At 61.1% G+C, this 26353-nt stretch carries 25 protein-coding genes and 3 pseudogenes; 16 read left to right on the top strand and 12 right to left on the bottom strand.

All coding sequences use genetic code 11. The features are described 5' to 3' along the window. Positions 1-13: 13 nt before the first annotated feature. Positions 14-1078, bottom strand: a complete 1065-nt coding sequence (locus tag ACZ5MJ_RS35955; protein WP_115215316.1) for a WD40/YVTN/BNR-like repeat-containing protein — start codon at positions 1076-1078, stop codon at positions 14-16. Positions 1079-1253: 175 nt separating this feature from the next. Here ACZ5MJ_RS35955 and ACZ5MJ_RS35960 point away from each other — a divergent pair, with 175 nt between their 5' ends. From ACZ5MJ_RS35960 to ACZ5MJ_RS35970, 3 genes are all read left to right on the top strand, one after another. Beyond that, entirely contained in the window at positions 1254-1922 is a 669-nt protein-coding gene (locus ACZ5MJ_RS35960; protein WP_464227139.1) for a TetR/AcrR family transcriptional regulator, read from the top strand. 214 nt (positions 1923-2136) lie between these two features. Continuing rightward, positions 2137-3144 carry a fumarylacetoacetate hydrolase family protein gene (locus ACZ5MJ_RS35965; RefSeq protein WP_464227140.1) on the top strand — a complete coding sequence of 336 codons (1008 nt, stop codon included), beginning with the start codon at positions 2137-2139 and terminating at the stop codon, positions 3142-3144. Next, positions 3144-3608 carry a PaaI family thioesterase gene (locus ACZ5MJ_RS35970; protein WP_464227141.1) on the top strand — a complete coding sequence of 155 codons (465 nt, stop codon included), beginning with the start codon at positions 3144-3146 and terminating at the stop codon, positions 3606-3608. The genes ACZ5MJ_RS35965 and ACZ5MJ_RS35970 overlap by 1 nt, the downstream gene beginning before the upstream one ends. Here the strand turns inward: ACZ5MJ_RS35970 and ACZ5MJ_RS35975 are convergent. Further along, positions 3550-4290 carry a TetR/AcrR family transcriptional regulator gene (locus ACZ5MJ_RS35975; protein ID WP_464227142.1) on the bottom strand — a complete coding sequence of 247 codons (741 nt, stop codon included), beginning with the start codon at positions 4288-4290 and terminating at the stop codon, positions 3550-3552. The two genes, ACZ5MJ_RS35970 and ACZ5MJ_RS35975, sit on opposite strands and share 59 nt — an antisense overlap. Before the next feature lie 116 nt (positions 4291-4406). Here ACZ5MJ_RS35975 and ACZ5MJ_RS35980 point away from each other — a divergent pair, with 116 nt between their 5' ends. Both ACZ5MJ_RS35980 and ACZ5MJ_RS35985 read left to right on the top strand, forming a co-directional pair. Continuing rightward, positions 4407-5576 (top strand): MFS transporter, encoded by a 1170-nt coding sequence (locus tag ACZ5MJ_RS35980; RefSeq protein WP_464227143.1) that lies wholly within the window; start codon positions 4407-4409, stop codon positions 5574-5576. A 704-nt stretch (positions 5577-6280) separates the two neighbouring features. Beyond that, positions 6281-6502 (top strand): annotated as a pseudogene (locus tag ACZ5MJ_RS35985) (transposase); the annotation flags it as partial. A gap of 153 nt (positions 6503-6655) precedes the next feature. Here the strand turns inward: ACZ5MJ_RS35985 and ACZ5MJ_RS35990 are convergent. The 10 genes from ACZ5MJ_RS35990 to ACZ5MJ_RS36035 all read right to left on the bottom strand — a co-directional run bounded on the left by ACZ5MJ_RS35990 (position 6656) and on the right by ACZ5MJ_RS36035 (position 16633). Next, the gene (locus ACZ5MJ_RS35990; RefSeq protein WP_464227144.1) at positions 6656-7681 is read right to left on the bottom strand and encodes a porin; all 1026 of its coding nucleotides are present in this window, start codon (positions 7679-7681) and stop codon (positions 6656-6658) included. 28 nt (positions 7682-7709) lie between these two features. Next, a complete protein-coding gene (locus tag ACZ5MJ_RS35995; protein ID WP_464227145.1) occupies positions 7710-8708 on the bottom strand; it encodes a Bug family tripartite tricarboxylate transporter substrate binding protein in 999 nt (332 codons plus the stop codon). A 65-nt stretch (positions 8709-8773) separates the two neighbouring features. Beyond that, entirely contained in the window at positions 8774-9136 is a 363-nt protein-coding gene (locus ACZ5MJ_RS36000) for a Rieske (2Fe-2S) protein (protein ID WP_464227146.1), read from the bottom strand. A gap of 7 nt (positions 9137-9143) precedes the next feature. Then, on the bottom strand, positions 9144-10079 hold the full coding sequence (locus tag ACZ5MJ_RS36005) for a VOC family protein (RefSeq protein ID WP_464227147.1): 936 nt from the start codon (positions 10077-10079) through the stop codon (positions 9144-9146). Positions 10080-10101: 22 nt separating this feature from the next. After that, on the bottom strand, positions 10102-10662 hold the full coding sequence (locus ACZ5MJ_RS36010; protein WP_464227148.1) for a cupin domain-containing protein: 561 nt from the start codon (positions 10660-10662) through the stop codon (positions 10102-10104). A gap of 18 nt (positions 10663-10680) precedes the next feature. Then, positions 10681-12051, bottom strand: coding sequence for a DUF1329 domain-containing protein (locus tag ACZ5MJ_RS36015; RefSeq protein ID WP_464227149.1), 1371 nt, complete (start codon positions 12049-12051; stop codon positions 10681-10683). 27 nt (positions 12052-12078) lie between these two features. Continuing rightward, complete coding sequence (locus ACZ5MJ_RS36020) at positions 12079-13725, bottom strand: DUF1302 domain-containing protein (RefSeq protein WP_464227150.1); 1647 nt, start codon at positions 13723-13725, stop codon at positions 12079-12081. A 47-nt stretch (positions 13726-13772) separates the two neighbouring features. Further along, complete coding sequence (locus ACZ5MJ_RS36025; RefSeq protein WP_464227152.1) at positions 13773-14885, bottom strand: FAD-dependent oxidoreductase; 1113 nt, start codon at positions 14883-14885, stop codon at positions 13773-13775. A gap of 40 nt (positions 14886-14925) precedes the next feature. Further along, complete coding sequence (kce, locus tag ACZ5MJ_RS36030) at positions 14926-15855, bottom strand: 3,5-dioxohexanoate:acetyl-CoA acetone transferase (RefSeq protein WP_464227153.1); 930 nt, start codon at positions 15853-15855, stop codon at positions 14926-14928. Positions 15856-15964: 109 nt separating this feature from the next. Then, positions 15965-16633, bottom strand: a complete 669-nt coding sequence (locus tag ACZ5MJ_RS36035; protein ID WP_464227154.1) for a FadR/GntR family transcriptional regulator — start codon at positions 16631-16633, stop codon at positions 15965-15967. A 92-nt stretch (positions 16634-16725) separates the two neighbouring features. Between ACZ5MJ_RS36035 and ACZ5MJ_RS36040 the strand changes: the two genes are divergently transcribed. The 11 genes and pseudogenes from ACZ5MJ_RS36040 to ACZ5MJ_RS36090 all read left to right on the top strand — a co-directional run bounded on the left by ACZ5MJ_RS36040 (position 16726) and on the right by ACZ5MJ_RS36090 (position 26336). Continuing rightward, positions 16726-17205, top strand: a complete 480-nt coding sequence (locus ACZ5MJ_RS36040; RefSeq protein WP_464227155.1) for a YceI family protein — start codon at positions 16726-16728, stop codon at positions 17203-17205. 118 nt (positions 17206-17323) lie between these two features. Then, the gene (locus tag ACZ5MJ_RS36045; RefSeq protein ID WP_464227156.1) at positions 17324-18025 is read left to right on the top strand and encodes a hypothetical protein; all 702 of its coding nucleotides are present in this window, start codon (positions 17324-17326) and stop codon (positions 18023-18025) included. After that, positions 17910-18440: a hypothetical protein gene (locus tag ACZ5MJ_RS36050; protein WP_464227537.1), complete on the top strand. Its 531-nt coding sequence runs from the start codon at positions 17910-17912 to the stop codon at positions 18438-18440. The genes ACZ5MJ_RS36045 and ACZ5MJ_RS36050 overlap by 116 nt, the downstream gene beginning before the upstream one ends. Further along, positions 18356-19367, top strand: a pseudogene (locus tag ACZ5MJ_RS36055) (dihydrodipicolinate synthase family protein). The gene ACZ5MJ_RS36050 and the pseudogene ACZ5MJ_RS36055 overlap by 85 nt, the downstream one beginning before the upstream one ends. Positions 19368-19376: 9 nt before the next feature. Next, positions 19377-20847, top strand: a pseudogene (locus tag ACZ5MJ_RS36060) (NAD-dependent succinate-semialdehyde dehydrogenase). Between the two features lie 67 nt (positions 20848-20914). After that, positions 20915-21721: an SDR family NAD(P)-dependent oxidoreductase gene (locus tag ACZ5MJ_RS36065; RefSeq protein WP_464226789.1), complete on the top strand. Its 807-nt coding sequence runs from the start codon at positions 20915-20917 to the stop codon at positions 21719-21721. A 2-nt stretch (positions 21722-21723) separates the two neighbouring features. Next, complete coding sequence (locus ACZ5MJ_RS36070; protein ID WP_464227157.1) at positions 21724-22167, top strand: hypothetical protein; 444 nt, start codon at positions 21724-21726, stop codon at positions 22165-22167. Between the two features lie 4 nt (positions 22168-22171). Further along, complete coding sequence (locus ACZ5MJ_RS36075) at positions 22172-23848, top strand: FAD-binding oxidoreductase (protein ID WP_464227158.1); 1677 nt, start codon at positions 22172-22174, stop codon at positions 23846-23848. Continuing rightward, positions 23845-24195, top strand: a complete 351-nt coding sequence (locus ACZ5MJ_RS36080) for a c-type cytochrome (RefSeq protein WP_464226786.1) — start codon at positions 23845-23847, stop codon at positions 24193-24195. Before ACZ5MJ_RS36075 ends, ACZ5MJ_RS36080 begins: the two co-directional genes overlap by 4 nt. Continuing rightward, on the top strand, positions 24192-24998 hold the full coding sequence (locus ACZ5MJ_RS36085; protein ID WP_464226785.1) for an SDR family NAD(P)-dependent oxidoreductase: 807 nt from the start codon (positions 24192-24194) through the stop codon (positions 24996-24998). The genes ACZ5MJ_RS36080 and ACZ5MJ_RS36085 overlap by 4 nt, the downstream gene beginning before the upstream one ends. A gap of 60 nt (positions 24999-25058) precedes the next feature. Further along, positions 25059-26336: an oxidoreductase gene (locus ACZ5MJ_RS36090; RefSeq protein ID WP_464226783.1), complete on the top strand. Its 1278-nt coding sequence runs from the start codon at positions 25059-25061 to the stop codon at positions 26334-26336. Positions 26337-26353 lie beyond the last annotated feature (17 nt).

Raw genomic sequence — 26353 nt, forward strand, 5'->3', positions numbered from 1 at the left:
GCGAGAACAGAGTTCATTTCTGGCCTCCATTAGGAACGGACACAATGCCCTGGATGCTGAGTGCGAGCAGCGAACCGTTGCGTTTCGGGAAAATGCCGGTCAAGGATGGCAACGGGGTGCCATTCAGCGGAACGAGAGCGCCTTTGATTTCACTGAGCACCATGCCCGCCTGGTTCACCAGGACCAGTGAGCCGTCAGTGCGCGAGGCCGAGCCCGTGATGGACGCGGTATCTTGCGCCGTGATTTGCTTCCAGTTCACGCCGGCATCCAGCGAGCGCAGCATATTGCCGCGTAGCCCGGCCACCACGATCTCGTTGTCAGAGGGAAGCTCGGCGGTGAAGAAGCTACCGTTGTAAGGGGGCTTGACCGCGGCGAAGGTCTGTCCGCCGTCTTGTGAAAGCCGCACTAATCCCTGTTCTCCGCACACGAGAATGCGTTCGCCATGGCGGCGTATCGCATACAGGTGTAGACCACGAGGGTTGTCCAGGCGATCCGCCCAGGAGGTCCATCTCTGTCCGCCGTCCGTGGTGGAGTACGCCATGCCATAGGCGCCGATGACGATCGCGCGCCGCGCGTCGAGTACTAGCAGGTCGAGCAGGGGTTTGTCAGGGCCCTCGGCCACCAAACGCTCGGCGTCGCGCAGGGCCGTCGCGTTGCCGCTGGCCTGGGCTGCCGCAAGGGAGATCTGCGCGGCTTGGCGGCCATCGAGCACGCGTGTCCAGGTTTCGCCGCCGTCGGCAGTGGCAAGCACGGTGCCGCTGTGACCGACCGCATAGCCATGTTTATCGTCGGCGAAGCGCACAGCAGTCAGCGTCACGCTGACCGGCACCGGCACTTGGTGCCATTTGGCTGCATCGTCGTCCGACACCACCACGATGCCGCGCTCGCCCACCGCGACCAGACGCTTGCCCGCCTGAGCGATGCCGAGTAGTACCGATTGCGCTGCTCGCTGAGAGATGATGGCGGGGCGATCCAGTGCCTGGCTGACAGGCGCAGACCAAGCAACCCCCACGCCGCATGTGCCGATGCATGCGACTAGTAGCGCTCGCGTGCGCCACCAGGCGAGGTTAGTGAACATGGGATTGTCTCCTTTTATGTTGCTTTTTAGTAACTTGTAGAGCAAGACGATACGAGCCGTATTATAATATCGATGCACCATGCACGCGTCAAACACTTGGGTCTTTCCTTAGGCGTGCATGGAGATGAGTAGTGAGACGGTTTGGCGAATTTCAGCCGTCACTATGGAGAAAGCATTGACTTCGAGCACCACCGTTCCCACGACAACCCCAGCCCGGAACAAGCGTTCGCCAGGCCGCACGCGTAGCGAGGCCGCGCGTGTAGCGATCCTAAACGCCACCCTGAGCTTGCTCGAAACGGAGTCCCTGCAACAGATCACCATCGAGGCCATCGCGAAGGAGGCCGGGGTAGGCAAGGCGACCATCTATCGCTGGTGGCCCTCCAAAGCGGCCGTGGTGATTGACGCCTTTGTGCAGAACCACAACTTGCAGACTCCCATGCCGAAAGGGGGGAGTTGCCGCGAAGCCATTACCGTGCATCTCCATCGCATGGTGCAGCAGTATGGCGGGCGGGGCGGCCGGTTGGTCGCCCAGATACTGGCTGAAGGGCAGTCGGAGCCGGAGGTTCTTCGCGAGTTCCGAGAGCGCTTCTTTTACGGTCGTCGCGCCATGGTCCGCGAAGTCATCGAAGAAGGGCGTCGCAACGGCGAATTTCGTACGGACATGGAGTCTGAGTTTCTGATGGACATGGTGTATTCGCCGGTATATTTCCGGCTCATGATGGGGCACCTGCCGCTGAACCAGAAGTTCGCCGATGAACTTGCCGAAAGTGCGATGGCCGTTTTGTGCGCGCCAGTGCAGCGCCGCGCTGGCGATTGCGGCGGGGCCGACTTGGGTTGGCGTTGAACAGGTCGCCAAGGGCGCTGACGCCAAGGTGCCGACTTCCGTTGACGTACCCCTTTCTGTCTGTTAGTCTTTATAAAACGATACGAGCAGTTTTGAAAATATGGAGCGCTGCCGGTAGATGGTTTGCTAAGCCTTGGCCACGCCTCCGATGATTCCATGTGATGTAACAACTCGGTTCCTTGCTCAACCTATTTCAACCACCAGGGAGACATGAATGAAGTTCGGCCGCATTTCCCGAGAAAGTCCTGATGGCGCTATCGCCCGCTTGGTCGTCGTCGAACCTGAGAAAGGGCGCGTCATCGATCTGGCTCGTGCTGGCGCGTTGTATGCGATGGGCAAGCGCCACGCCACGCAGGCCGCCGCCATGCGCCTGGCCCAGGCTCAGTTCCCAGGTAGCATGGCGCAGGCTCTGGGTGCGAGCGACATCCTTGTCGACGCTGCCACTGAAGCGATTCAAGGCAGCTATGGCGATGATGCCTCGCTTGATATCAATAACGTTACGTGGCTGCCGGCCTCCGATCCCCCGGTGCTGCGCGACGGCCTGACCTTTGTTGGCCACATTAAGGGCTGGCACGAGCGCATGCAGCGTGAAGTGCCGGAAAGCATGTTGTTGATTCCCGGCTTTACCAAGAACTCGCCGAGTACTGCCATTGGCCACAACTCGGTGGTGCCGTGGCCGGGCTATATCAAGTGCAAGATGGATTATGAATTGGAGCTGGGCTATGTGATTGGCCGCGAAGGGGGCAGTGTGAGACCCGAAGACGCGATGAAATACGTCTTCGGCATCACGCTGTACAACGATTTCAGCGGTCGCGATTTGCAGCACAACGAATTGCCGATCGGCATGGGCAGCACCAAGAGCAAGGACTTCGCGCACGCAATCGGCCCTTGGATCACGACGTTGGACGAGTTCAAGGATCTGGATTCCATCCCGATGGAAGTGCGCGTCAATGGCGAAACCTGGGGTAAGGGCAACAGCGGAGGCAAGCTTTGGACTGTGGCCGAGCTGGTCGCCTATGTCTCGCTGGGCGAGAAGATCCTGCCGGGCGACGTGATTGGTTCGGGCACGATGGGCGGCGGTTCTGCGCTGGAGCTGGGTCGCGAGCTGCAGCCAGGCGATGTGGTCGAGCTGGAGGCCGGTGGCGTCGGCGTGCTACGCACCACCATGGGTCAGCCGATCGACGGCTTGTGGTGGCCCGAGCGGCGCAAGCCCTTCATGTGATGAGCGACAACCCGACACGGGCGCATGTTGCGGCGGCGGTGGCCGCCGGCCGCCGCGACGTTCCCCTGGACACCAATCCCGCCTCGGCCAGCTTGGGCGCGGTGTTGTGCGAAGGCACACCAGGAGAACTGCGCTTGCGCTTCGTTGCGCCCGCCGAGAGCACACAGGGTAACGGCGTAGTCAGCGGCGGTACGCTGGCCAGCATGCTGGATCTGGCTATGGCAATGACCGTGCTGTCAGTGCTGCCGCCGGGGCGCACCTGCGCCACAATCAATCTGTCCGTCAACATGATGGCGACGGCGAAGGCCGGACCGCTAATGGCCACCGCTACGGTCGAGCGAGTGGGACGCACCGCGGGCTTTGCCCGAGCCTCGTTGTTCGACTCCAGCGGTGAACGCCTGCTGGCTAGCGGGACTTCGGCTTTGTCGGTGTTTGACGAGCGTCCGGCTCCATCAGACGCATGACGCTGTCACAGTGCGCCTCGGCGAACTCTTGGCTCAAGGGGGAATGCCCCGAAAGCAGATGGAAGTAGATGGGCGCGAAGAGCAGATCCAGCTGGGACTCGGCCGGAATGTCGTCGCGGAACTCGCCTAGCCGGCGAGCTTCGTTGACGAGTTCCAAGGCCATGGCGTGCCGGCCATACCAAAAGCGTTCGCGGAATTCGCGCAGCACATCAGGGTCACTCTGACCTTCGGCGATGATCTGAGCCACGATGCGGCCTTCCGGCCCTGCGTACTCCTTAATCAGCAAACGCAAAATATGAGCCAAGGCCTCCCGAGGCTTCATGCCCTTAGGCACCGTGACGCGGCTGACATGATTGACCAGGAGGGCTTCGATTACCACGGCCGCCTTGGAGGGCCACCAACGATAAATGGTGGCCTTGCCGACACCGGCCTCACGTGCGATGGCCTCAATCGAGATCTGCTGCAGTGATTGCTCTTCCAGCAGTTTCAGCGTGGCGTTCAGAATCGCCAGGCGTGAGGCGGTGCTACGTGTGCGCCCCGGGGAGCGTAGTGCCGCTTTTGTCACAGGTCCTCGTTGGTTGATGAAGATGCCCGCCATTTTACAGGCTGCAAGGGGATATTCCACGGGATGTACATACCTCGCCACAGCGCGGCCCGCCAGATGCTCGGCGATGGCATGCACGTCCAGATGGGATGCGCCGTCCGGCAGGATTGACGCGCTTGGTTATTTGTGAAACGGACCGTATAGTATCTAAAACGCAGAACCAAAAAAGAAACCATCCAAAAAAGGAGACAAGCATGAACAGACCCGTGGACAGCGTGAAAGGCTGGACTTCCCTTGTATTGTGCCACTGCTCGGGGTTGATCGACCTCGTCGCCATGCCGGTGTGGATCGGTATCGTACTGATTGGCATGTACGGATTGGACCCGCAAAATGCCGGCGCCCTAGTTTCGTGCTTCCTGGGTGCGGCGGTTCTCAGCAGCGCGGTCGTTTCACCGCGCGTCAACCGCATACGCGGTGTAGTGGCGGTACCACTAGGCTACGGCACGGCAGCCGCGGCCTTCATCGCCATGGCTATGACCCGCGACTACAACGCGATGATCGCGCTGCATATCATTGGTGGTCTGGGTGTCGGCGTAGGGCTTTCGATGGCGCACGCCGCCATGGGAGCCAGTTCCAATCCGCACCGTTTGATCGCCGTGGCTTTCCTGGCCTTGACACTTGTGTCACTGGGCTTCCTGGGTGGCGTGTCCAAACTGGTGGTGGCATACGGCGGCCCGGTACTGTTCCTATCGTTGGGTTGCATCATGCTCGTGGCGGCGTTGTTCGCGCTCATCGGCTTCCCATCTCGCCGCTCTAGCATCTCGCTTCCGGATGCGCCGGTTCATCCTGGCAAGCTGCCGAGGGTGGTCTGGCTCGCAATGATTGGCACTAGCTTCGCGCTGTTGAACCATTCGATGATGTTCGGCTTCGTTGAGCGCGTGGGCGACGCGCACGGCTTCAGCCGCGGACAGCTCATGAACACGATGCTGATGATCGGCCTGGTTAACCTTTCCCCCGGCGTCCTTGCCGCGTATTTCGAGAAAAGAATCTCGCCCAGAGTCGTTATCGTGTTTGGGCCGTTGCTGCATGCCATGTTGTGCCTGATGTTGACGCAGACGACAACCTATACCGTTTATACGATGGGCTCCTGCCTCTTCCCGGTGGTAATGACCTTCACGCACACCTTCATCTTCGCGTACCTGGCTCGCCTTGACCCCTCAGGGCGTGCGGTCGCCGCTACGCCTGTGATGCTGATGACCGGTTCGGCTATCGGCCCCTTCCTTGGGGGCACGGTTGCACAGAGCTTCGGCTATCCAAGCCTAGGCTGGATGGTCGTCGCGCTGGCGGCAGTCAGTGTGTGCTTCTTCCTGGCTGCGGTGCGCGGAGAGTCCCGCGGAATCCGCGGCCTGGCGAAGGCCGCATGACACTAAAACCGGAATGATCGTAAGCCCCGCCGTCGCATCGGCCGATGAATGTACAGCGGGGTGCACCGGCAGTTGAGCCCCGCTGCTCAAGCGGGACAACAAGCAGGAGGCGGAGATTTTCAAGCGGCACGAGCAGCGCGACGGGCGGCAAATTCCTTTGGTGAGACCGCACGCAATCTGCGCTTTGGGGGAGCAGGAAGCGGAGTCGGCTTTGCCAGTCCGCTGTCCAAGAGCGCGAAGTACTGAACCACTTGCTCTTCGGTAATGCCGGTGCCTTGCGCGCATTCAGAAAGCCTTGGAGTCCTAGGCCCATTCCGCTCAATAGCACTGATCAGTCCTTGGGTAGTCATGTTCCCCGCAGGATAGCAGCCTTATCAAGGCCAGTTTGAACCTGCAGTCCAATCCGGCACGCCTCCGGCGGCCCGCTTCCCGCGACTTCCCCTCCCAGCCGCATAGGGGGCTCACCAGATTGGATTGCATCACCGTGTCTCCTCCCTCCGCATTGCTTGCGGAGCTTTCGCGCCCGGCCCTGCCGATGTCGGAGCCGGGGCGTTTCTTTTGGGGAATCCCCCATGAACGACAACCAGATCGAGGCCGAGGTCCAGGCCAAGGGCTTGAGGCTCTCCCAAGAGTTCGTGCCAAGTAAGATGGGAGAACGACGGCATGATGTTCATATGTTCACTGCTGGAGAGCAGGAGGATGCCGTGAAGAAGATCAGGTACACCGAAGAGCAGATCGCGCATGCGCTGAAGCTAGCGGAACAGGGGATGCCGGTGGCGGAAACCTGCCCAAGAAGGCCATCTGTGACGCAACGTTCGATAACTGGCGCACGAAGTACGGCGGGCTAACAGCGTCGGAGGTCAAGCGGCGGCAGCCGCTAGGAAGAGAACGCCGAGCTCAAGCGACTGGACGCCGATCGGTCGCTGGGCTTGCGCCGCGAGATGCAGGGGCGGCAGCGAGCCTACTGCCGCGGGGGGCCATAACCTGGTGCCGTGCCGGAGGGAACAAGATCTCAAGCCAACTGAAACGCCTGGAAAGTATTAGGGGACGCTGCCGGAAGACACAGCGCTCCCAATCCGCTAAAACTTGTGCCGGAGCCCTATAGCTGTAGTAAATCCACTCCCTCTATCGCTCAGCTTGTCGTATAGCGAGGTAGCATAGGCGTCGGTTCGTTTAGAAAACGCGTATAGATATCCGATGCCAGCGTCACGGCGACGTACGTCTGGCTGATTGGCTGCCCGTATACTGGTCTGCACCACGGAAAGCATGAATCTTCCAGAGAGCATTGGAATCGTGGCGCCGAGTTGCACAGTATCTGTTCTCAGGCTGACGCCGCTGGTTCTTGTGCCGTCATACTGCAGGAACAGTTTTGCAGCGCCAATGTCGTATGCTACGCCGGCAGCAAGAACACTTTGCGCCCAGCTTGCCTTCGTGATCGCAGGGCCCGTACGTGTCCGCTGAAAAGCGACAGAAGCAGTAAGCGGCCCTTTATCGAGATACAGCATCGCAACAGCGTTGTTCGATGCGTTGGAATCAGACGCTTCTCCCAAGGCATAGACAAATCGACCGGACAAGCCGCCGAAGTCTGGAGTGTAGTACCCCATTGCGTTGCTCCAGCCAGAATCCCCGGCTATGTATCGCCCGTACTGTGGATTCCATAGAACCGTAGTCAAGGGCGACAACTTTGTCGAACTCCCAAAGGGATCAAACTGCCCTGTCAGCAGAAACGTAGGGTTTGACAGTTTTCCTAAACGGACCTCTCCAAATCGACCGGAAAGGCCGACATAGGCATTTCGCGAAAACATCGGATCATTCGCAAAGCGCCCGCTTTGCCCCGTGTCACCGAGAAAGAAGCCTTCGATGCGAAACGTTGCGTTCAGACCCTTCCCCAGATCCTCAGTGCCTGTCATCCCCCAGAACGAGGTGGACAATCCTCCGCTCTGTAAGCCAATGCTGGCGCGCTCCTCGCCACTCGCCTTCGTGGATCCCATATAGGAGTCAATGATTCCGTACAACTCGACCGCGTGTACGGGTACTGGCGCGCTAAGTAAGGGCGCAAGTACAGCTACAGTACTGTAAAGAAGCCTTTTTTTGGATTGAGACATTGCTTCCGTAGGTTCTATTCGTGGCCTATCAGTCAAACTTCAGTCTTGCTTGGGTAATGATCTTGCGATACAAGGCTGCATCCTCTCGAAGCTGTTGCGTCATGCGAGCCGGACTTCCGCCCGCTGGCACCAGACCGAGTTCTTGATAGCGCTTGCGCAGTTCCGGATCCTGCAACGCGACATTCATTGCACGGTTGATCTTTTCGATAGTGACCTGTGGCGTCTTCTGGGGAGCAAGGATGCCAACCCATCCATTGATATCAAGACCCTTTACACCTGCTTCCGCAATTGTCGGTACGTTAGGCATACGCGGATCGCGTCTGGACGCTACCAGGGCCAACACTCTTACCTTCCCGGCGTCGATGAGCGGCTTGGCGGACGCGTCGAAGGTCATGTCGATTTGACCTGCGGCTACATCGTTCAGTGCATTCGCAGTGGAGCGATACGGGACATGGGTGATGTTCGTCCCAGTCAGCGTCTTCAGGTACTCGCCAATGAAATGAGCACCGCTCCCGATTCCCGAACTGCCATAGGAAAGCTGCCCGGGATGTGCTCGAGCATAGCTCACCAACTCTTCGAGGTTCTTCGCCGGCAGCGATGTCCGTACGACAAGTGCCGCGCCCGAGAGCGTTGCTGCTACTCCGACTGGCGCGAAGGAGTTGACTGGATCGTATCGGACGGTGGAATCGGTAAGTGGCAACGTGCTGAAGCTCATGTTCGTGAACAGAACGGTATCGCCATCAGCCGGCGCACTCGCCACGACCATCGTGCCAATTCGGCTGCCACCCCCAGGCTTGTTGTCAATGATGATGGTCTCGTTCAACACCATCGACATGCGTTCTGCGAGTATCCGCGCCGCCTGGTCGCTGATGCCGCCGGCGGCATACGGGACAACCATCTTGATGAACCTCTTCTCTTGCGCGTGAAGGTGAGGAGTCGTTAGCCCGATGAACGTAGCAAGCAAGCCGAAGTGAAAGGCCCGAGCAATTCCTGAGGTGAGAATCGGCAATGGCATTTTGGCCAACATGAGCTCTCCAGTAGCACTGTTTCTACAAGTCGGGGGAAGGAATTGTTGCGGGAGGATTGCTGAATTCAAATGAAGGCGCTGATATAGCGCCCTTCTTCTATGCGCAAGGGCACGGCTTCCAGCACTTGTCCCTGACATGGCCCGAGGACGCAGAGGCCATCATCAAGCCTGAAGCGCGCCCCGTGGCCATGGCAGATAATGTGCTCGGCCGCACCGTCCAGGTAAGCATGCTTGCGCCAGGGCATCGAAGCCCCCGGCCAGTGTGGACAGGAATTTCGGTAGGCGCGCAGCAGACCGCCGCGTTGTACGATGAATAGGTCGTCGGTGCCCCGACCCAGTAGATCAAAACCACGCGCCCCCGTCTGGGGCAACTCGCTCAGTTCGCAGAGTCTGAGCCAGACGGGCGCCTTAGGCTTAACCGCTAGCATTCACGGCTCAGGGTTGACTGTCGGGGCCGTTTGGCGCCCAAGTTTCACGCCAGTTGAAAAGGAAGATCTGCGATCGGTCGGCTTGAGCATTCTCCACGCGCGGCACCCAGTTGTCGTCGTGTAGATCCATGTCGGCGTCGTACTCGATGTGGCAGCCAAGCGGGGAATTGAAGTACCAGAACCAATTGCTGCCCATGACATGACGGCCTGGTCCCCAGTACGACTCATATCCCTTGCGCTGCATGTTTTGGCCAGCCAGCAGTACTTCGGTAGGACCGCCCATGTGGAAGGTGAAGTGCTCGCAGCCCAGCATGTGCGCCGGCGTCTGGATGAGAAACATGGTGTGGTGTTCAATGCAGCCGGCTGGCCGCAAGAAAGGCCCCATGCCAACGAAGCGGTCGGACAGTCGGAACCCCAAGCGCTTGATATAGAAGGACTCGGCCTTGTCCACGTCGGGTACGAAATAAACGACGTGCGAAAGGGACCGGGGCTTCGGCAACGGCGGGTTGGGGCCGCTGTTTACGCCATTGACATTGAAGCCTCGTTGCGGGGCGCCGGGGGCGTTGACCTGTTCGCCCGGGAGGTCCAGCTTGCGCCGCACCGTGACCTGAAAGCCGAGGGTGAAACCCATGTCATCGACGGACTCTATCGAGCCGTCGGCCAAGGTCTTCACCTCGCGGTCCTTGGCTAGTTCCCCGGCGATAGCGTCTAGCGTAGCTTTGTCGGCCACGCCGTAGATCGTTTTGCGCAGCTGGTTGGTTGTGGGTTGGGTCCAGCTGGGCAAGCTGGGGTCGCTGGTCTGACGGATGATGACGCCGGTGCCATCGAGCGCTGCGAAGAGGCCGTTGCCCTGGTCTTTCAACCCGTAGTCGGTCAAGAACTGAGCGCCCAACGCTACGTCGTCGACCGCAAACACAAGGTAGTCGGGTCCGATGATGTTCATTTTTTCTCCATATATGTATGGCTTACAGCGGTTCGCCGGGCACCAGATCCAGCAGTACGAAAGCCATGCGACAGGGTTTGTCGGAGCGGTTGGACCAGCTGTGGTTGGTAGCGCGCTGGACGAGGATGTCGCCTTGGCGCATCAGCACTTCGCCCTCGTCCATCATGGCGTAGATCTCACCTTCCAATACGATGGCGTAGTCCAGGGACTCGGTCTTGTGAAACCAGAAGTGGCGTGGCTTGTTGTTGTCGCGCACGCCTGATTCGTCGAGAAACTTCAGCAGCTCTTCTTGGTTGTAGAGCGAGTCAGGAGCGAAGTCGGCGACGCGCAGGATCGAGCCTTGCGACGAGTGGAAGGGGAACTTGTGCCCTTTTGGCGCAGGCTCGTCGCCGACCGCACGCGCTTCGCCGGTGGCCCACAGCACATGCGCCGCGGGGCGGCCTGGCTCCCAGAACGCGTTGGGCGCGTCGCCGTCGGACTGGATGTACGAACGCCCCTCAGCGTTGGTGCCAGTAACGATTCGGCGCACCGGGCGGTATTCGAGCTGGCGCAGGTCTTTTTTCTTCTCTTCGTTTGTTTGCATGGTGATACTCATGAATAATTAGCGGACGCTCTCGCCTGCCATGTTCTCTGGCGCGAAGAACGATTTCGAATAGGGTGCCGTGTTGATCTTGTATTGCATCTTCTGCTCGGCGCCGACCTCCATGGCAACGTAGCTGCCCGCCAGCAGGTCGTAGGCGCCGAAGCCGAAGGCAATTTGGCCCGGCACGTCCGGCATGGCGACCGGGGTCGAGAAGGCCATGCGCCAAAGCTTGTCGTTGGCGTCATAGCGGTCGGCGAGTACAGCCAACCAAGTGTCTTCATCGAGGTAGTAAACAGACTTCTTCGATGTGTGGCGCTGGCCTGGCTTAAGCGTAGCTTCCACCACCCAGACACGGTGCAATTCCCAGCGGATGTAGTCCGGGTTTAGGTGACGCGCGCCAAGGATGTCGCTGTCTTTGGTGGCCGTTAGCACGCGGTTGGAGTTGTAGGGGATGTACATCTCCTTCTTGCCAATCAGTTTCCAATCGAAGCGATCCATGCGACCGTTGAAGGTTTCGATCTCGTCGAACGATAGAACACCGGCGGCGGCTGGGGTTGGCGTGTCACAGCAGGCATTGGGCAGCTTGCGCACGCGACGCTGGCCCACCAGGTAGACCCAGGTGTTGGTATTGGTTTCGTCTATCGTCTGGTGGCCCACGATGGCCTCGCCCGCTCGAATTGCCGGGCCGTGGGTGTCGAGGCGCACCATCCAGTAGAGATCGTCGACCTTGTCGGAGCGCCCGTCCTTAAAGTAGTAGGGCGTGTTGTTCTGTTGGGTGATGTCGGACAGCAGCACGGGTTTGCCGTCGGCCGTGACTTGCCAGTTGTGTGCGTCCTTGACCCAGGACTCACTGCGCCAGCGCAATTTGTGGTTGAGCATGGCTTCCGCCCCGCTCTTCGGGATGGGGAAGGGGATGCCGCCGTAGGCGCCTTTGGGAACCGGTCCACCGCTGGACTCAGCCAGCGTGGCGTGCGTGGCGTTCTGGAAGATATTGTCGTACACGTACTGCGGCGCGGCGGCGGAGCGGTGTGTCTGGTAGACGTCGAGGCGATAGGTGTCTGGGTATTTTTGCAGCAGCGCTTTTACGCCCTCGGTCAGTTTGTCGCCATACTGATCCATGTTCTTCGCGGTGATGCGCAGCGTGGGCTTTTCGTTGGCGAAGGGGTCGGGGCGGCGGCCGCCGTTCTTGAAGCCGGGGGTGGACGTGGTCAGGCCGCCGGTCCAGGCAGGGATAGTGCCTTCCTTGTTACCGGCCTTTTCTGCGCCCAACGGGGTTAGGTCGCCTTTTAGGCGGGCGGCTTCGTTGGCAGGGACGCCGGCAATGGCAGGCGCCATCACGGCCAGGGCGGAAAGCACCGTGGCTGCGCGGGTGAGCTTCTGGAATGTCATGGATTGCTCCTCTCTTGTCGTATCGGGTCACAACGTGCGGCTGATGGACAGCGAGACGAAGTCGCGGTCCTTCATGAACTGTTGATAGGAGAAAGTCGGGGGGAAGCCAGTCATCATGGGACGGCCTGCACCGTAGAAATGCGTGTAGGCCAGGCTGAAGCGCCATACGTCGAGGTAGCTGCCCTTCACGCCGATGCTCATGTCGCCCCCGTTTTCTGCGGGCAGCGAGGGCCCCAAGGCTTGCGAACGCGAGCCGGCAGGACTCCAACTGAAGCCGATTGGCACGCTGATGTCCACGCCTGGCAGCACCTGGCGGTAGGTCGGTTCCAGCACCATGCGGAATGCCCAGGCGTCGCGAGTGGAGTTGGGGTCGAGCGCCTGGGGATTCTTCTGCACCGACAGCATGCGGTTCCACATGACTTCGGCGATCAGCGAGGCTTCGCGGGCCAGGAACGACGAGGGCAAGGTCGAGAGCGTGCTGATGTTGATATGGGCGGTGCGGCCCACGGCGTAGGCGGGGTTATTGCTGTTGTTATTAGCCGGTGTGCCCAATAGCGCCGACACGTCGTTGGCGGCGGTGGAGGCCAGGTCCTGGTTGTGTCGGACCGACCCTTCGATTGCCAATTGCATGTCGCCGAACGTGTGCGAGGCGCTGGCCCCCAAGGCGGTGATGCCCTCGTGGTAGACCAGGTGGTAATTGCTCGGAAACCCGGGGGGCACGATGTCATTTACGATCTGCTGGTTCTTGCTGTTGAAGCGCACCGCGTACAGGCCGAAGTCGGTGTCAAGCGCCGAGAAGCGCAGTTGCAGGCCGCCCTGGCCGCTGTTCTTCGCGTTCTGGTCCGGGCCGCGGAACAGCGGCTGGGGGGAACCGGGGATGAACATGGCTTCCCCGCCCGCTGGCTGGAAATCTAGGCCGGAGAAGTAGCTGCCGGCTGCTGGCAGGCGATTAGATCTCCATTCGAACTGGTAGAAAGCACCAAGCGAGACGGCGGGGGTCAGTTGCCATTGCGCTGATACTTGCGGCACGGGCAGGAGCGCTTCCTTGAATTGTGTGCTGGGCACCGATGCCAGCTTGATGACGTCGACGGGGGCCATGGCGCCCGCGATGGCGTTGCTGCCGAAGAATAGGCTTTCGCCCCATAGTACCGAGTGCTGACCAGCACGCAGGTTCAAGCGCGTGTTGCCGAGATCGAATCCGCCGAACATGAAGGCGTCCAGCAGCTCAGCGTCGCGGCCATGCAGGGTGCGGGTTGTGGGGTTGAAGCTGTTATAGGAGCCAGAGAAGCGATTGGCCGTACCCGGAGAGTTGTTGTCGTTGCTCGTGTTGTAGACGCTGTCGTACCAGGCGGCGCCGCTGACGCGCATGCCATAGCGCTTTGCATAGACTACGTCGAGCTCGCTCAGCAAGTCCACGCGGTTGGAAATCAGGCCTCGATTGAAGTTGCGGTTACCGTCGTCCGTGTTGGCAGAGAAGGCGTTACCGGTGAGCATTGAGTCGCTCTGACCGTGCACGCGAAACGCATTGCTGTATTTCAGTGTGTTGTCCCAGCGGACGGAAAGGTCCTCGTTACCAGTGTCGATACTAAATGCATGTGCCCGGGGAATTGTGCAGATCGCCGCAGCTAACGCCAGCACGCGCAAGCCGCGATTTGGTTGTTTGCAGTACGTCACCGTTTGTCTCCTCTTTTGTTGTGTGTTGGTGTTGCCTGTTTGGCGCCTTACATTGGTTCGCCAAGGAACTTGTAGGTATCCAACAGCAGCGCGGCGGTCCTCTGCGCGTTGCCCACCGGGTCTTCGCGTTCCCAACGCGAGATTTGGAACGACGCCTCCCATACGCGTTTGACGCGCGGGATGCGGCGGTTGCTATAGGCCTCGAGCGCCTGCGCGGCTGTGCCGGGGGCGGCCAGGCACTCAGCCAGCACCACAGCATCCTCAATAGCCATGCCGCCGCCAGAGGTCAGCTGAGGCGTCGGTGCGTGCGCGGCGTCGCCCATTAGGACCACACGGCCCTTATGCCACCAGGGGCCAGGCATCAGGCGGGCGTCGAAGGGGCGGAACAGCACCTGCTTGGGATTGGTCAGCTGCTCGACCGCTCGGCGGATGAGCGGCGCGGTGTAGGCGGCCAGGCGTTCCTTCAGCAACACGTCCAGCTTGTCGGACGGCATGTTCAGCGGCTTGTCGCTGTTTTCCAGGATGAACAGGTAGCAACCGTCCTTTGAGGTAGGAATCGCACCGACGCCAGCGCCCTTGTGACGGAACAGCCAGAAGCCGTCGTGCTCGGGCAGGCGGGGCGCCGAGAAGCGCCAGCAGCTCTGGCCGACGAACTCAGCGTCGTACTCAACGCCGAACACCTTGTGGCGGATCTTGGAATAGACGCCATCGGCGCCCACGACGACGTCGTATTCAGCGACGTTGCCGTTGCTGAAGGAGACCCTGACTCGGTCGCCCAGGTCTTCCAGTTCGGTGACGGTGGTGTTGTATTCGATTTTCGCGCCGGCTTCGACGGCGGCGGTTTCAAGCACGTGTGCCAAGTCGGGCCGCTTAATGCCGATGCCGGGCGGGGTAGGGTTCTCACTGATCTGGTTGCCCACGGCGTCAAACTGGCGGAAATGATCGATCTGCTGCCCGTACTCCAGGCAGGGCTCCGCCAGTTCAACCTGGTGCATCGCCCGCATGGTGTTGTGGAGAAGGCAGATGCCGGTGCCGGCAGCCGAGCTTCTCGGCGCGATTTCCACGCAGTGTGTGCTGATCCCGGCGCGGGCTAGAGAATAGGCGGCCATGGCGCCGCCGATGCCGGCGCCCACGATCAGGACGCTTTTCACGTCTGACATGACTTTCGTCTCCTGTTGTTTGTTTTGTTTGGAAGGTGGCTTAGAAGGCGACTTCGTTCTTGCCTTTCAACTGCAAGAGCTCTCGCACTTCGTCAGGCTTGGCGATCTCCAACCCCAGTTCCGTGAGAATGGTGCGGATCTTGCGCACCTGCTCGGCGTTGGATTGCGCCAGCTCACCGCGGCCGATGTAGAGACTGTCCTCCAGGCCGACGCGCACGTTGCCGCCGAGAATTGCCGACATGGTGGCCAGCGGCATCTGATTCTTGCCGGCGGCCAGGATGGACCAGTGGTAGTCGTTGCCAAACAGGCGGTCAGCTGTGCGCTTCTGGTGCATCAGGTCTTCGGGGTGGGCGCCTTGCGCGCCGCGCAGGCCGAACACGCTCTGCACGAACAGCGGCGGTTTCACCAGACCGCGCTCCAGGAAATAGGCCAGTGTGTACAGATGGCTGATGTCGTAGCACTCGAACTCGAAGCGGGTGCCGCCGGCACGACCCACGTTTTCGAGGATCCATTCGATGTCTTCGTAGGTGTTGCGGAAGATCATCCCGTTGGTGGATTGCAGGAAGGGCTTCTCCCAATCGTGTTTCCATGCGCGGTCCTTCTGCGCCATTTCGGAAAGGACCAGGTTGATTGAGCCCATGTTCAGCGAGCACATCTCGGGTTTGAGCGCGCGGCCAGCCTCGGCGCGTTCAGCAATGGGCATGCTTGGGCCGCCGCCGCCGGTGGAAATGTTGATGACTGCGTCGGTGGAATCCTTAATCGTGCCGACGAACTGGCGGAAGACATCGGGGCTGCCAGTGGGCTTGCCGGTGAGGGGGTCGCGTGCATGCAGGTGCACGATGGCGGCGCCGGCCTCGACGGCTTCGACGGAGTGCCGGGCGATTTCCTCGGGCGTCACCGGCAGGTGCGGGGACATCGACGGCGTATGTGCGCCCCCCGTGACTGCGCACGTGATGATGACTTTCTTCATCGTTGTCTCCTGTACGTTATTAACGGATCGAGCCGTATCGTTTCACAAACAAGTGAGTTGGTCAATCGGATTTCAAGCTACTGCTTGTAGGGGATTTCTCGGGTAGGTGTCAGCGCTGGCCGAATAGCCGGGTGCGCACCGAGCGCAGATGCTCACGCATGGCTTGCTCGGCGCGGTCGGGATTGTGTGCTCGGATGGCGTCCACCAACTGGTGATGCTCGTCGTCAGTGTCCTTGCGTGGCCCGATCATCGGCGAGTAGACCGCCTCAATACGCGAGTCCAGGTTGACGCGTACATGGGTGCGCATGGTGTCGTACATCAACAGCAGCAGGGCGTTGTGCGTGGCTTCTGCGACGGTGCGGTGCAGGCGCTCGTCCAAGCGCTTCCAGTGCATGAATGGTCCAGAGGCTTCCATCTCGGACAGGCATTGCTCCAGGGCAGCGATGTCTGCAGGGGTGGCGTGGATGGCTGCTTGGGCAGCTAGTTGGGGTTCCAACACTAGGCGCGCGTCCAGTAGGTCGTCCATGCTGATTGCGGCAGAGAGGCTGGCGTCATCGGCTTGAATCTGGCGCGGGCCGATGAATGTGCCCTTGCCGACGTGGCGCCAGATCAAGCCTTCGCTTTCCAATCGCTTGAGCACCGTGCGCAGGCGTCCGCGGGACATGCCTAGCGTTTCGCACAGCTTGGGTTCCGGCGGCAGACGCAGGTTGGCCTCTGTGCCTGCGCGGGCTTGGATGTAGTCACGGAGGTGGGTGACATCATCATCAATCAAGTTCATGTTTGTAAATCAATTTGGTAATTGGTGTGCATCATATGTGTCATATGATACGTCCTTTACCTCAGTAGTTTACCCGCCATAGGAGCAATCAAATGATGAATTCCACCGACTGGGTAGTCGATCAAGCACATGCGCATATCGGATTTTCGGTCCGTCACCTCGGGCTGACCAGCACGCCTGGAGTGTTCAAGCGGTTTTCCGCGCACTTGCAGTTCGATGATCAACGCATCGAGGCATCCAGCGTGTCGCTCGAAATCGATGTGGCCTCCATCGACACTGCGCTTGAAATGCGCGACGAGCACCTGCGCGGCGCGGACTGGTTCAACACTCAAGTGCACCCAAGGGCTGTATTCGTCTCCCGCGCGGTACGACGAGGCGAGCGCGCGAACTATGTAATTGAAGGTGACTTGACCCTGCGCGGCGTCACTCTGCCGGTCGCTTTCGACGCCGCGCTGACGGGGCGCGCGGTCAATCCCTGGACCCAGGCGCCGGTGGTCGGATTCGAGGCGGTCGCTACCATCAGTCGTGGGGGCATATGGCATGGGCGCCTTTCCCGGGGCATTGTCGGATGAGGTGCGCTTGAAGGTTGAGATCGAGCTAACGTCACAAAATGATGCGCATCAATAAAACTAATTGACACGTTATTTGTTGCAAATTAAGCTGTCCTGACTTACCCCGGCGATGACCATCATGAGCATATCCCATTCCCCCGTTTTCGTCTCTAGTGATACGGCACGGACCGTATTTAATTGGAGGGAAGCTATCCAGGCCCTGCAGGCCGCCTACTCACAGCCCATTCCGCCCCAGTCGACGCCGGCCCGCAGCGTGGCCGCCGTCGGCAAGACGTGGTTGCGCACGCTGTCGGCCGTGCCGGTGGGCGGACGCTACTACGGTGCCAAGGTCATGGGCGCGGCGATGGGTAGCGCCAAGCCTGGCGTGGAATACGCGATTGTTCTGTTTGACCGTGAAACTAGCCGCATCGCGGGTCTGGTCGATGGCGCGCTGGTGACCGGCTTTCGTACCGCGGCCACCTCGGCCGCCGCGCTCGATCGTCTGGCGCCACCGACTCCGGCGCGCCTGGCCGTGTTGGGCAGCGGGCTTGAGGCCTCGATGCACGTGCGCGCTATCGCCAGCGTGCGTGAACTGACCGAGGTGGTCGTGTTCAGCCCGACGCCCGAGAAACGCGCCGCGTTCGCCGAAGCGGTGACGCGCGACTTGGGCGTGTCAGGCGCGCGGCGTCGCCTCCGGCCAGGAGGCAGTGGACGGCGCGGACATCGTGCTGTGCGCGGCCCGTTCGCGCGGAGAGCTTCCCATCTTATACAGCGACTGGCTGACGCCCGAGGCGACCATTGTTTCCATCGGTTCAACCGTGCCCTCGCAGCGCGAGATTGACGCCTCGGTCGTGGCCCGCAGCGACATCATCGTGTGCGACATGCTGGAAGAAGTGCTGGAGGAAACCGGCGACATGCTCGCCGCCAAAGAGGCGGCCATCAGCTTTCACGATAAGTCTTTCAGCATGGTCGAGCTGATGAGCGGCAAGCTCGAAGACAAACTGGCGCGCGCGCGGACGCGCATGTTCAAGTCGGTTGGCGGCGGTCTGCAGGACATCGTGGTGGCCGAACTGATCCTGACTCGCGCGCTGGAGAGGGGCCTGGTGACGCTACCTGCCCATCGAATTCGAAAACAAGAGCATCTGAACAACAATCACGGAGAACACGCATCATGGCCAGTTACACCAAGAAGGAAGCCCGTGAGTGGGCAAAGCAAGCCCTTGTCGGCGTCGCCAACGTCACGATCCCGACGATGACCAATGACTTCACGCGCATCAACGAAAAGGCGATCCGCCACGACGTGCGCCTGACTATCGAGCACGGCTTCATCGGCTCCCTGGCGGTGTCCGAAGTGCCGCTGTCGCTGGAAGAGCACGATCAGTTCCAACAAATCATGGTCGACGAAGCCAAGGGCAAGCTCCTCGTCGTGCACCACGCCATCTTCAACACGCTGGAAGACAACATCGCGGCGGTAAAGCGCGCCGAAGCCAATGGTGCTGACCTGGTGCTGCTCGGCTACCCGCCGCACTTCTATCCGAAATCGCTGGACGACGTGTATGAGTACACGCAAGGCAGTTTGCGATGCGACCAATCTCGGCGTAATCGTTTTCCCGGTGCCGACTTGGGGATTTGGTCGCCTACATCCGGCCGACATTCCGGTGGCCGTGCTGCGCAAGCTGGTCGACAACTGCCCGAACGTCGTGGCAATCAAGGCCGAGGGCGGCATGCCGTACTTCATGTCTGCCATTGAGGTGCATCGCCATTTCCACAAGGAGGTAGTGATTGCCTCGCCGCTGGAATACGAATACATCCCGCTGGCGCAAGTTGTCGACATCCCGTTCTGCGGCACCAATTACAGTGCCTTCTTCGGTCCATGGATTCCCCGTGCGCACAAGCTGATCCGCGAAGGCAAATACGATGAGGCTACCGACCTGTACTACAAGCTCGAGCCAATGCGCCGCGCGGTGTCCACACTTGGCTTCGGTGGTCAGGGCCTGTCCAACCGCCTTCTGTGGAAGTACCAAAGCTGGCTGCAGGGCTACAACGGCGGCCCGGTCCGCCATCCGACCGCGCGCGTGCACGGCAAGGACATGGCGCTGCTGCGAAACGCTACTCAAGCGGCCGGCCTGAACCCGACCAGTTCGCCGGACGAAGAATTCTTCATCGGTCGCAACCCGGTCTGAGGTATAGCCATGAGTGACGTGAAGAAACTACCGCTGAAGGATCCGGACCTGCTGCGCCAGGCCATGCTTATCGACGGCAAGTGGGTGCAAGCCGACAGTGGCCAGACCATTGATGTCGTCAACCCAGCTACCGGCGAACTGGTGGCGTGCGTGCCCTAATGGCGGCGCGGCAGAGACCAGGCGTGCCATCGAGGCGGCTGAGCGCGCCATGAGCGGCTGGCGCAAGACTTTGCCCAAGGAACGTGCCAAGGTGCTGCGCAAGCTGTACGACCTGATGCTCGAGAACATCGAGGACCTGGCCGTCATCATGACCGCTGAGCAGGGTAAGCCGCTGGTCGAGTCGCGCGGCGAAATCCTCTACGCTGCCGGCTTCATCGAGTGGTTCTCGGAAGAGGCACGCCGCATTTACGGCGACATTATTCCGCAGAACGTGCACGGCCGCCGCATCTTGGCACAGAAGGCGCCCATCGGCGTGTTTGCGGCAATCACGCCGTGGAACTTCCCCTCGGCGATGATCACCCGCAAGGCTGGCCCGGGCTGGGCCGTGGGCTGCGCTGGCGTCATTAAGCCGGCCAGCCAGACGCCGCTGTCGGCTCTGGCGTTGGCCGTTCTGGCTGAGAGAGCGGGCCTGCCACCGGGCGTGTGCAATGTAGTCACCGGCTCGGCCCGAGCCATCGGCGGCGAGCTGACGGCCAATTCCATCGTGCGCAAGCTGTCGTTCACCGGCTCTACTGAAGTGGGAGCGCAGTTGTTGGCCCAATGTGCGCCGACCATCAAAAAGACCAGTATGGAGTTGGGCGGCAACGCACCCTTCATCGTGTTTGACGATGCGGACGTGGACGCCGCGGTGAAGGGCGCGCTGGCGGCCAAATACCGTAACACTGGCCAGGCCTGTGTTGCGGCCAACCGCTTGTTGGTGCAATCCGGCATCTACGACGCGTTCGCGAAGAAGCTGGCCGAAGCCACGGCCGCACTGAAGGTTGGCAACGGTATGGAAGAGGGCGTGGTGCAGGGGCCGCTGATCAACGAGGACGCGGTGCTCAAAGTCGAGGAACACATCACCGACGCCGTGTCTAAGGGCGCTCGCGTGGTCGCCGGCGGCAAGCGGCACAAGCTGGGTGGATTCTTCTTCGAGCCCACCGTGCTGGCCGACGTGCCGCACGACGCGCTCATCTTCAACGAAGAGACCTTCGGCCCGGTAGCGCCGCTGTTCCGTTTCGAGACCGAGGCGGAAGCAATCTCCTTGGCCAACGACACGCCGTTTGGCCTGGCTGCGTACGTCTACGCACGCGACGTGGGTCGCATCTTCCGCATCGTGGAAGAGCTCGAATTCGGCATGGTCGGCGTCAACGAGGGCATGATCTCGACCGAGGTTGCGCCGTTCGGCGGCGTCAAGACTTCCGGTCTGGGACGCGAGGGCTCCAAGTATGGCGTCGACGACTACCTGGAGATCAAGTATGTGGCTCTTGGGGGTCTTTAATATACGATACGGATCGTATATTATCTGCGAAATAAAAAGCCAGTAAGCAGCTGGAGGAGACAGAACTATGTACAGGGCCTTAAGCCTAGAGGGCAAGGTCGCCATCGCGACGGGCGGGGCTGGCGGTATCGGCCAAGCCACCGTCGAACTGATGATAGGCCGTGGCGCGCGCGTCGCCATTGCCGACATCGCGCTGGATCGCGCGCAAGCGGTCGCTGCGAAGTACGGCGATGCCGCGATTGCTATTGGCGTGGATCTCTCCGACGAGGCCTCGATCAAGGCCATGGTCGCCCGTGCGGTCGAGCATTTCGGCCGCCTCGACATCTTGCACAACAATGCAACCGCCGTCGGCCAGCAACTGGTCGCCGCCGATAACGGCATCGGTGAGATGGCGACCGAAACCTGGGACACCTTCTTCAACACCAATTGCCGCGGCACCATGATCGTGACCCGTGAAGCGCTGCCGCACTTGGTCAAGAGCGGTGATGGAGCCATTGTCAACACCGTGTCCGGCATGGCGTTGCAGGGCAACATCCGTTTCCATGCCTACAGTGCGACCAAGGCCGCAATGATGCAGATGACGCGCGCCGTGGCCACGGCCTACGGGCGCAAGGGCGTACGTTGCAATGCGGTCGCGCCGGGTCTGGTACTGACCGAAACGGTGGCCAAGGATTTCCCCTCAGCGATGCTTAAGCTGGTGATGGATGAAACCCCACGTGATCGCGTCGGCGCACCGGAGGACATTGCCGAAGCCGTGGCGTTCCTGGCTTCGGACGCAGCACGAAACATCACTGGGCAGACGCTCGTTGCCGATGGTGGCGTGTCGATCCACATCCCGGGATTCTCTGCATACCGCGAATTTTTCGGAGACTGAGGATGGGTTTTGAAGACATCCGGATGAGCCGCCGCTCGTTGCTCATCGCCACCGGCAGCGCCGCGGCGTTGGCCGCGGTTGCGCATCCTTCGCTGTTTGCTGCTTCCGCTGCAATTTCCGCTTCGGTGGAAGTGCCGAGTCCTTCCGACATCCGCTACATCGTCATGGATCGTCGTTATCCGCAAAGCCTGGCGTATGCCAAGGCGCAGGCAGAGAAGAGCGGCAAGCCGCTTGAAGTTACCGACGGCCTGACCCGCCTGTGGCAGGAACACCTGCATCCGCTGTGGCAACAGGGCGAAGGCGCCGTTGCCGGCCTGACCACGCTCGCGGTGTGGCAGTGCCTCGCCGAGCAGGCGCGCAGTCACGCATTTCGCACCCGTGTGCTGACGCCGTTGGCTGACAACGACAGTCACCCCGACAACCTCGTTTCCTGGATCATCGCGTGACACCATGAGAACCCCACCGAACGTAGCTCCCAAAGTCTTCGCCAACGCCCTCCAGGAATTCGCCAAGGTCGTCGGCAAGGATTGGGTACTCACCACCGACGAAGAACTGTTCCCGTACAAGGACGCCTATGCGCCGACGCGCGACACGCCGGAAGACCGCAGCGCCGCTGCCGCCGTGGCGCCGGCATCGGTCGAGGACGTGCAGGCCGTGGTGCGCATCGCCAACAAGTACGCTATTCCGCTGTACACGATTTCCACCGGCAAAAACCTTGGCTACGGCGGCTCCGCGCCGAATCAATCCGGCAGCGTGGTACTCGACCTGAAGCGGATGAACCGCATCATCGAGGTCAGCGAGAGCAATGCCTACGCCATCGTCGAGCCGGGTGTCAGTTACTTCGACCTGTACAACTACATCCAGGAGAAGGGCCTGAAGCTGTGGATCGACACCGCCGATCCGGGCTGGGGCAGCGTGCTGGGCAATGCGGTCGACCACGGCGTGGGCCACACCCTGTCGCGCTTCCGCGATCACTTCGGTTCGCATTGCGGCATGGAAGTGGTGCTGGCCAATGGTGAAGTGGTGCGCACCGGCATGGGCGCGCTGCCCGGCGCGAAGACCTGGGGCCAGTACAAATACGGCATGGGCCCAAGCGTCGATGGCATTTTCTCGCAGTCCAACTTCGGCATCGTCACCAAAATGGGCATCTGGCTGATGCCGGCGCCGGAAGCCTTCCTCGAAGGCACGATCTACGTTCCGCGCTACGAAGACCTGCATCCCCTGGTCGAACTGCTCAAGTACGCCGAGAACACCGGTCTGGCGCCTGGCACGCCAGAACTGCTCAGCCCGCTACTGGGCGTGAGCAACAAGACCCAGCATCTGGTGGAAGCCTTCTACAAGGGCCCGCCGCAGTTGCCGAAGGGGCAGGCGGACCTGGTCGCCAAGGCCAAGGTCGGTTATTCGGCAGAACTGGCCAAGTACGGCGCCGACAACAAGATCCCGTACTGGGGCCTGAGCCTGAAATTCTACGGCCCGCGGAAGGTGGTCGCCGCGCAGTGGGAAGCAGTGCAGGAACTGGCAAGCAAGGCGATCAAGAACGCCGCCTTCCAGTCCGGCCCGATCCAGACCGACCCGCGCAAGGCCGCCGCCGAGTGGACTTTCTACCCGCAGGACGCAGGCGTGCCGAACATGGATTTCTTCGGCATGGGCACGCGCGCCGGCGGCAATCCGAACCCGATGCGCGGGCACATGTGGTTCTCGCCTGTCATTCCGCAGAGCGCCGAAGGCATCCTCGATGCCAACCGCGTGTTCGACGAGGCCGCGCGCACCGTTCCCGCCCTGCAGAACGTCCCGATCTGGAACCTGCGTCCGTTTGCGCTGCCGGCGCCGTTCTACGAACGTACCTTCCTGTTCATCGTCGGCTTTCCGATTACCGATGACCTGGCCCTGAACAAGTCGATCATCAGCGCCTACCGCACCTTGCTCGACATCGGTGCTAAGCATGGCTGGGGCGAATACCGCTGCCATACGGAATTCCAGGACCAGGCGATGGGCCTGTACTCGTACAACAACAACAGCCTGCTGCGCCTGCACGAAGCCATCAAGGACGCCGTTGATCCCAAGGGCATCCTGTCTCCGGGCCGTTATGGCATCTGGCCGAAAAACCAGCGGAAGAACGCCAAATGAAGAACATTAAAACGATATTGCTGGCGGCGATGGTGTGCTGGGCCAGCTCCGCCACGGCTGGCGGCAACGCTCCCAGTGGCGCGGTGAGTGGCCAGGGCAAGGCTATTTTCGACAAGTGGTGCGCGATGTGCCACGCGGTGGGCGAACATATGCCCGGCACGGCGTCGCTGCAGGCCAAGTACGGCGGCAGCATTCCCGCCGTGCTGGAAGAGCGCAAGGACATGAACCCGGACTTCATTCGCCATTTCGTGCGCAATGGCGTGCTGATCATGCCGGCTTTCCGCAAGACTGAAATCACCGACGCCGATCTCGACGCGCTGTCGACCTATCTGAGTTACAAAAAATGAAATACGCGGACAAAATCAGCCGTGATTTGCGTGTGGGCCGCCTGCATGACAAGGTGGTGCTTCTCACCGGCATCGGCAGCGGAATGGGTCGCGTGACGGCGCGGCTGTTCGCGAGCGAGGGCGCGATCGTCGTGGGCTGCGACATCAACCCAGAAACGACCGCTGAAACAGCGCGGCTGGTGGAGTCCGATGGCCATTCGATTGACGCTGTCGCCCCGGTCGATCTCAGCAGCCGCGATGCTGTGTCGCGTTGGGTGGACGCCGCCGTCGCTAAGCATGGCCGCATCGATGTGCTCTACAACAACGCCAGCATGCCCCGTTTCGCGCCGTTCGCGGCGCAGAGCGATGAGGACTATGTCTTCACGATCCAGAACGAGTTGGATCTGGTCTGGCGCGCCTGCCAGGTCGCATGGCCGCATCTGGTGAAGTCGCGCGGCGCGATCGTCAATATTGGCTCGGGCGCGGGTATCCAGGGCGCGCGTGCGCTTCCACAGGCGGCGCACGCCGCCGCGAAGGGAGCCGTGCTTGCGCTGACGCGCCAACTCGCGGCAGAGGGGATCGCGGTCGGCGTGCGCGTCAACTCGGTGAGTCCCGGCGTCATGAACACGCCGCCGGTCCAGGCGATGTTCCGTGACATGGGTGACAAGGCGCCGGTGGCCGAGATCGTGGAGCGCACGATCTCGGGGCAGCCCGGTGATCCGGTCGCCGTCGCCTACGCGGGCCTTTACCTTGCCTCCGACGAGGCGCAGTGGGTTACCGGAACCAATATCTTGGTGGACGGCGGCGCGAGCGCAATCATGTAGCGCGTGGGCGGAGTGCAGCGATTGCCAACTCCCAATCCTCATTCACAGACAAGATTTTCGATGACGACGACAACGACCGCGGTGCTCGCAAGCCCTCTCAAGATCAACAAGCTCGAAATCAAGAATCGCATCATCCTCGGGCCGATGGCGGTGCTGCGTCCGACCGATGACGGCCGGCCGAGCGAGCAGACCATCGCTTTCCTGACGCGGCGCGCCAAGGGCGGAGTGGGGCTCATCATCGTCGGCGGCTCGGTGGCGAGCGAGCGGGCGTGGAACGAGTCGCCGTTCTCCCCGAACGTGCGTTTCGACAAGGACGAGTTCGTTCCCGACCTCAAGCGGCTGACGGACGCTGTGCATGCATACGGCACGCCAGTCTTCGCGCAGTTGTTCCCGAGTTTCGGTCGGATGGGTGTGCCGCGCAACGGCAACTGGATATCGTCTGCCAGCCCGACACCGGTCGACTTGGGGGCGGGCAGCCTGCCAGAGAACCTCTACATTCCGGGCGGACGCGTCACGCCGGTACCCAAAGAGGCCACGATCGGTGAGATCAAGGAACTGGAAGCTGCAGTCGTCTCCGCGGCGCGGCGCGCCAAGGCGGCGGGCTTCGACGGTGTGGAGATCGGCGCGCATATGTGCTATTTCTACTCATCGTTCCTTTCGCCGCTCGCAAACCAACGCACGGACGAGTACGGTGGTTCGGCCGAGAACCGTGCCCGGGCGCTGCACGACGTGGTCGCCGCGGTGCGCGCCGAGGTAGGCTCCGATTACCCGGTCGGCATCCGCATGAGCGTCAACGACCACATGCCAAATGGTCAGGGGCCAGAAGGCTTCGCCGAGGTGGCCGCGCACATTGTCAAGGCCGGCGTGGATTTCATTTCGCTCAGCGAAGGCAACTACGAGTCCATGGGTGAGAACGTCACGAGCATCTCCGGCAACATGCTCGCGCACGGCGAGCCACAGGCTTTCCGCAAGGCGGTGGGCAGCGATGTTAGGCTGTTCCTTTCCAGCACGCCCGATCCGAAGCAGGCCGCCGAGGCTATCGAGGCCGGGCATGTCGACGCAAGCATGCTCGCCCGGCAGATGCTGGCTGACCCGGATTACGCCGCGAAAGTTACCGAGGGGCGCGAGCGGGAAATCGTGTGGTGCGACCATGCGAACTCCTGCCTACGCCGGCTGATCCTTAACGTGCCGGTGGCTTGCCATAAGAATCCTGAGATGGGCCGCGAGGATACGGGCGCCACGCAATCCAGCCTCGTCCAGAACGCCATCGTGTGGGCCACCGGCAATCGGACGCTGATGACATTGGCCGACAAGCTGGCTCGCATGAATCAAAAATAAGTCAATGCAGACGAAGT

This window comes from Cupriavidus sp. LA-1 (assembly GCF_055385985.1).

Excerpts from the sequence above, each read along its gene's own strand:
- ACZ5MJ_RS36085 (WP_464226785.1), top strand. The coding sequence starts at position 24,192 with ATGAAATACGCGGACAAAATCAGCCGTGATTTGCGTGTGGGCCGCCTG.
- ACZ5MJ_RS36070 (WP_464227157.1), top strand. The coding sequence starts at position 21,724 with ATGGGTTTTGAAGACATCCGGATGAGCCGCCGCTCGTTGCTCATCGCC.
- ACZ5MJ_RS36035 (WP_464227154.1), bottom strand. The coding sequence starts at position 16,633 with ATGAACTTGATTGATGATGATGTCACCCACCTCCGTGACTACATCCAA.
- kce (WP_464227153.1), bottom strand. The coding sequence starts at position 15,855 with ATGAAGAAAGTCATCATCACGTGCGCAGTCACGGGGGGCGCACATACG.
- ACZ5MJ_RS35955 (WP_115215316.1), bottom strand. The coding sequence starts at position 1,078 with ATGTTCACTAACCTCGCCTGGTGGCGCACGCGAGCGCTACTAGTCGCA.
- ACZ5MJ_RS36045 (WP_464227156.1), top strand. The coding sequence starts at position 17,324 with ATGAGCATATCCCATTCCCCCGTTTTCGTCTCTAGTGATACGGCACGG.
- ACZ5MJ_RS36065 (WP_464226789.1), top strand. The coding sequence starts at position 20,915 with ATGTACAGGGCCTTAAGCCTAGAGGGCAAGGTCGCCATCGCGACGGGC.
- ACZ5MJ_RS36040 (WP_464227155.1), top strand. The coding sequence starts at position 16,726 with ATGATGAATTCCACCGACTGGGTAGTCGATCAAGCACATGCGCATATC.
- ACZ5MJ_RS36010 (WP_464227148.1), bottom strand. The coding sequence starts at position 10,662 with ATGCAAACAAACGAAGAGAAGAAAAAAGACCTGCGCCAGCTCGAATAC.
- ACZ5MJ_RS35980 (WP_464227143.1), top strand. The coding sequence starts at position 4,407 with ATGAACAGACCCGTGGACAGCGTGAAAGGCTGGACTTCCCTTGTATTG.
- ACZ5MJ_RS36090 (WP_464226783.1), top strand. The coding sequence starts at position 25,059 with ATGACGACGACAACGACCGCGGTGCTCGCAAGCCCTCTCAAGATCAAC.
- ACZ5MJ_RS36080 (WP_464226786.1), top strand. The coding sequence starts at position 23,845 with ATGAAGAACATTAAAACGATATTGCTGGCGGCGATGGTGTGCTGGGCC.
- ACZ5MJ_RS36075 (WP_464227158.1), top strand. The coding sequence starts at position 22,172 with ATGAGAACCCCACCGAACGTAGCTCCCAAAGTCTTCGCCAACGCCCTC.
- ACZ5MJ_RS35970 (WP_464227141.1), top strand. The coding sequence starts at position 3,144 with ATGAGCGACAACCCGACACGGGCGCATGTTGCGGCGGCGGTGGCCGCC.
- ACZ5MJ_RS35990 (WP_464227144.1), bottom strand. The coding sequence starts at position 7,681 with ATGTCTCAATCCAAAAAAAGGCTTCTTTACAGTACTGTAGCTGTACTT.
- ACZ5MJ_RS35995 (WP_464227145.1), bottom strand. The coding sequence starts at position 8,708 with ATGTTGGCCAAAATGCCATTGCCGATTCTCACCTCAGGAATTGCTCGG.
- ACZ5MJ_RS36025 (WP_464227152.1), bottom strand. The coding sequence starts at position 14,885 with ATGTCAGACGTGAAAAGCGTCCTGATCGTGGGCGCCGGCATCGGCGGC.
- ACZ5MJ_RS36015 (WP_464227149.1), bottom strand. The coding sequence starts at position 12,051 with ATGACATTCCAGAAGCTCACCCGCGCAGCCACGGTGCTTTCCGCCCTG.
- ACZ5MJ_RS36000 (WP_464227146.1), bottom strand. The coding sequence starts at position 9,136 with ATGCTAGCGGTTAAGCCTAAGGCGCCCGTCTGGCTCAGACTCTGCGAA.
- ACZ5MJ_RS36005 (WP_464227147.1), bottom strand. The coding sequence starts at position 10,079 with ATGAACATCATCGGACCCGACTACCTTGTGTTTGCGGTCGACGACGTA.
- ACZ5MJ_RS35965 (WP_464227140.1), top strand. The coding sequence starts at position 2,137 with ATGAAGTTCGGCCGCATTTCCCGAGAAAGTCCTGATGGCGCTATCGCC.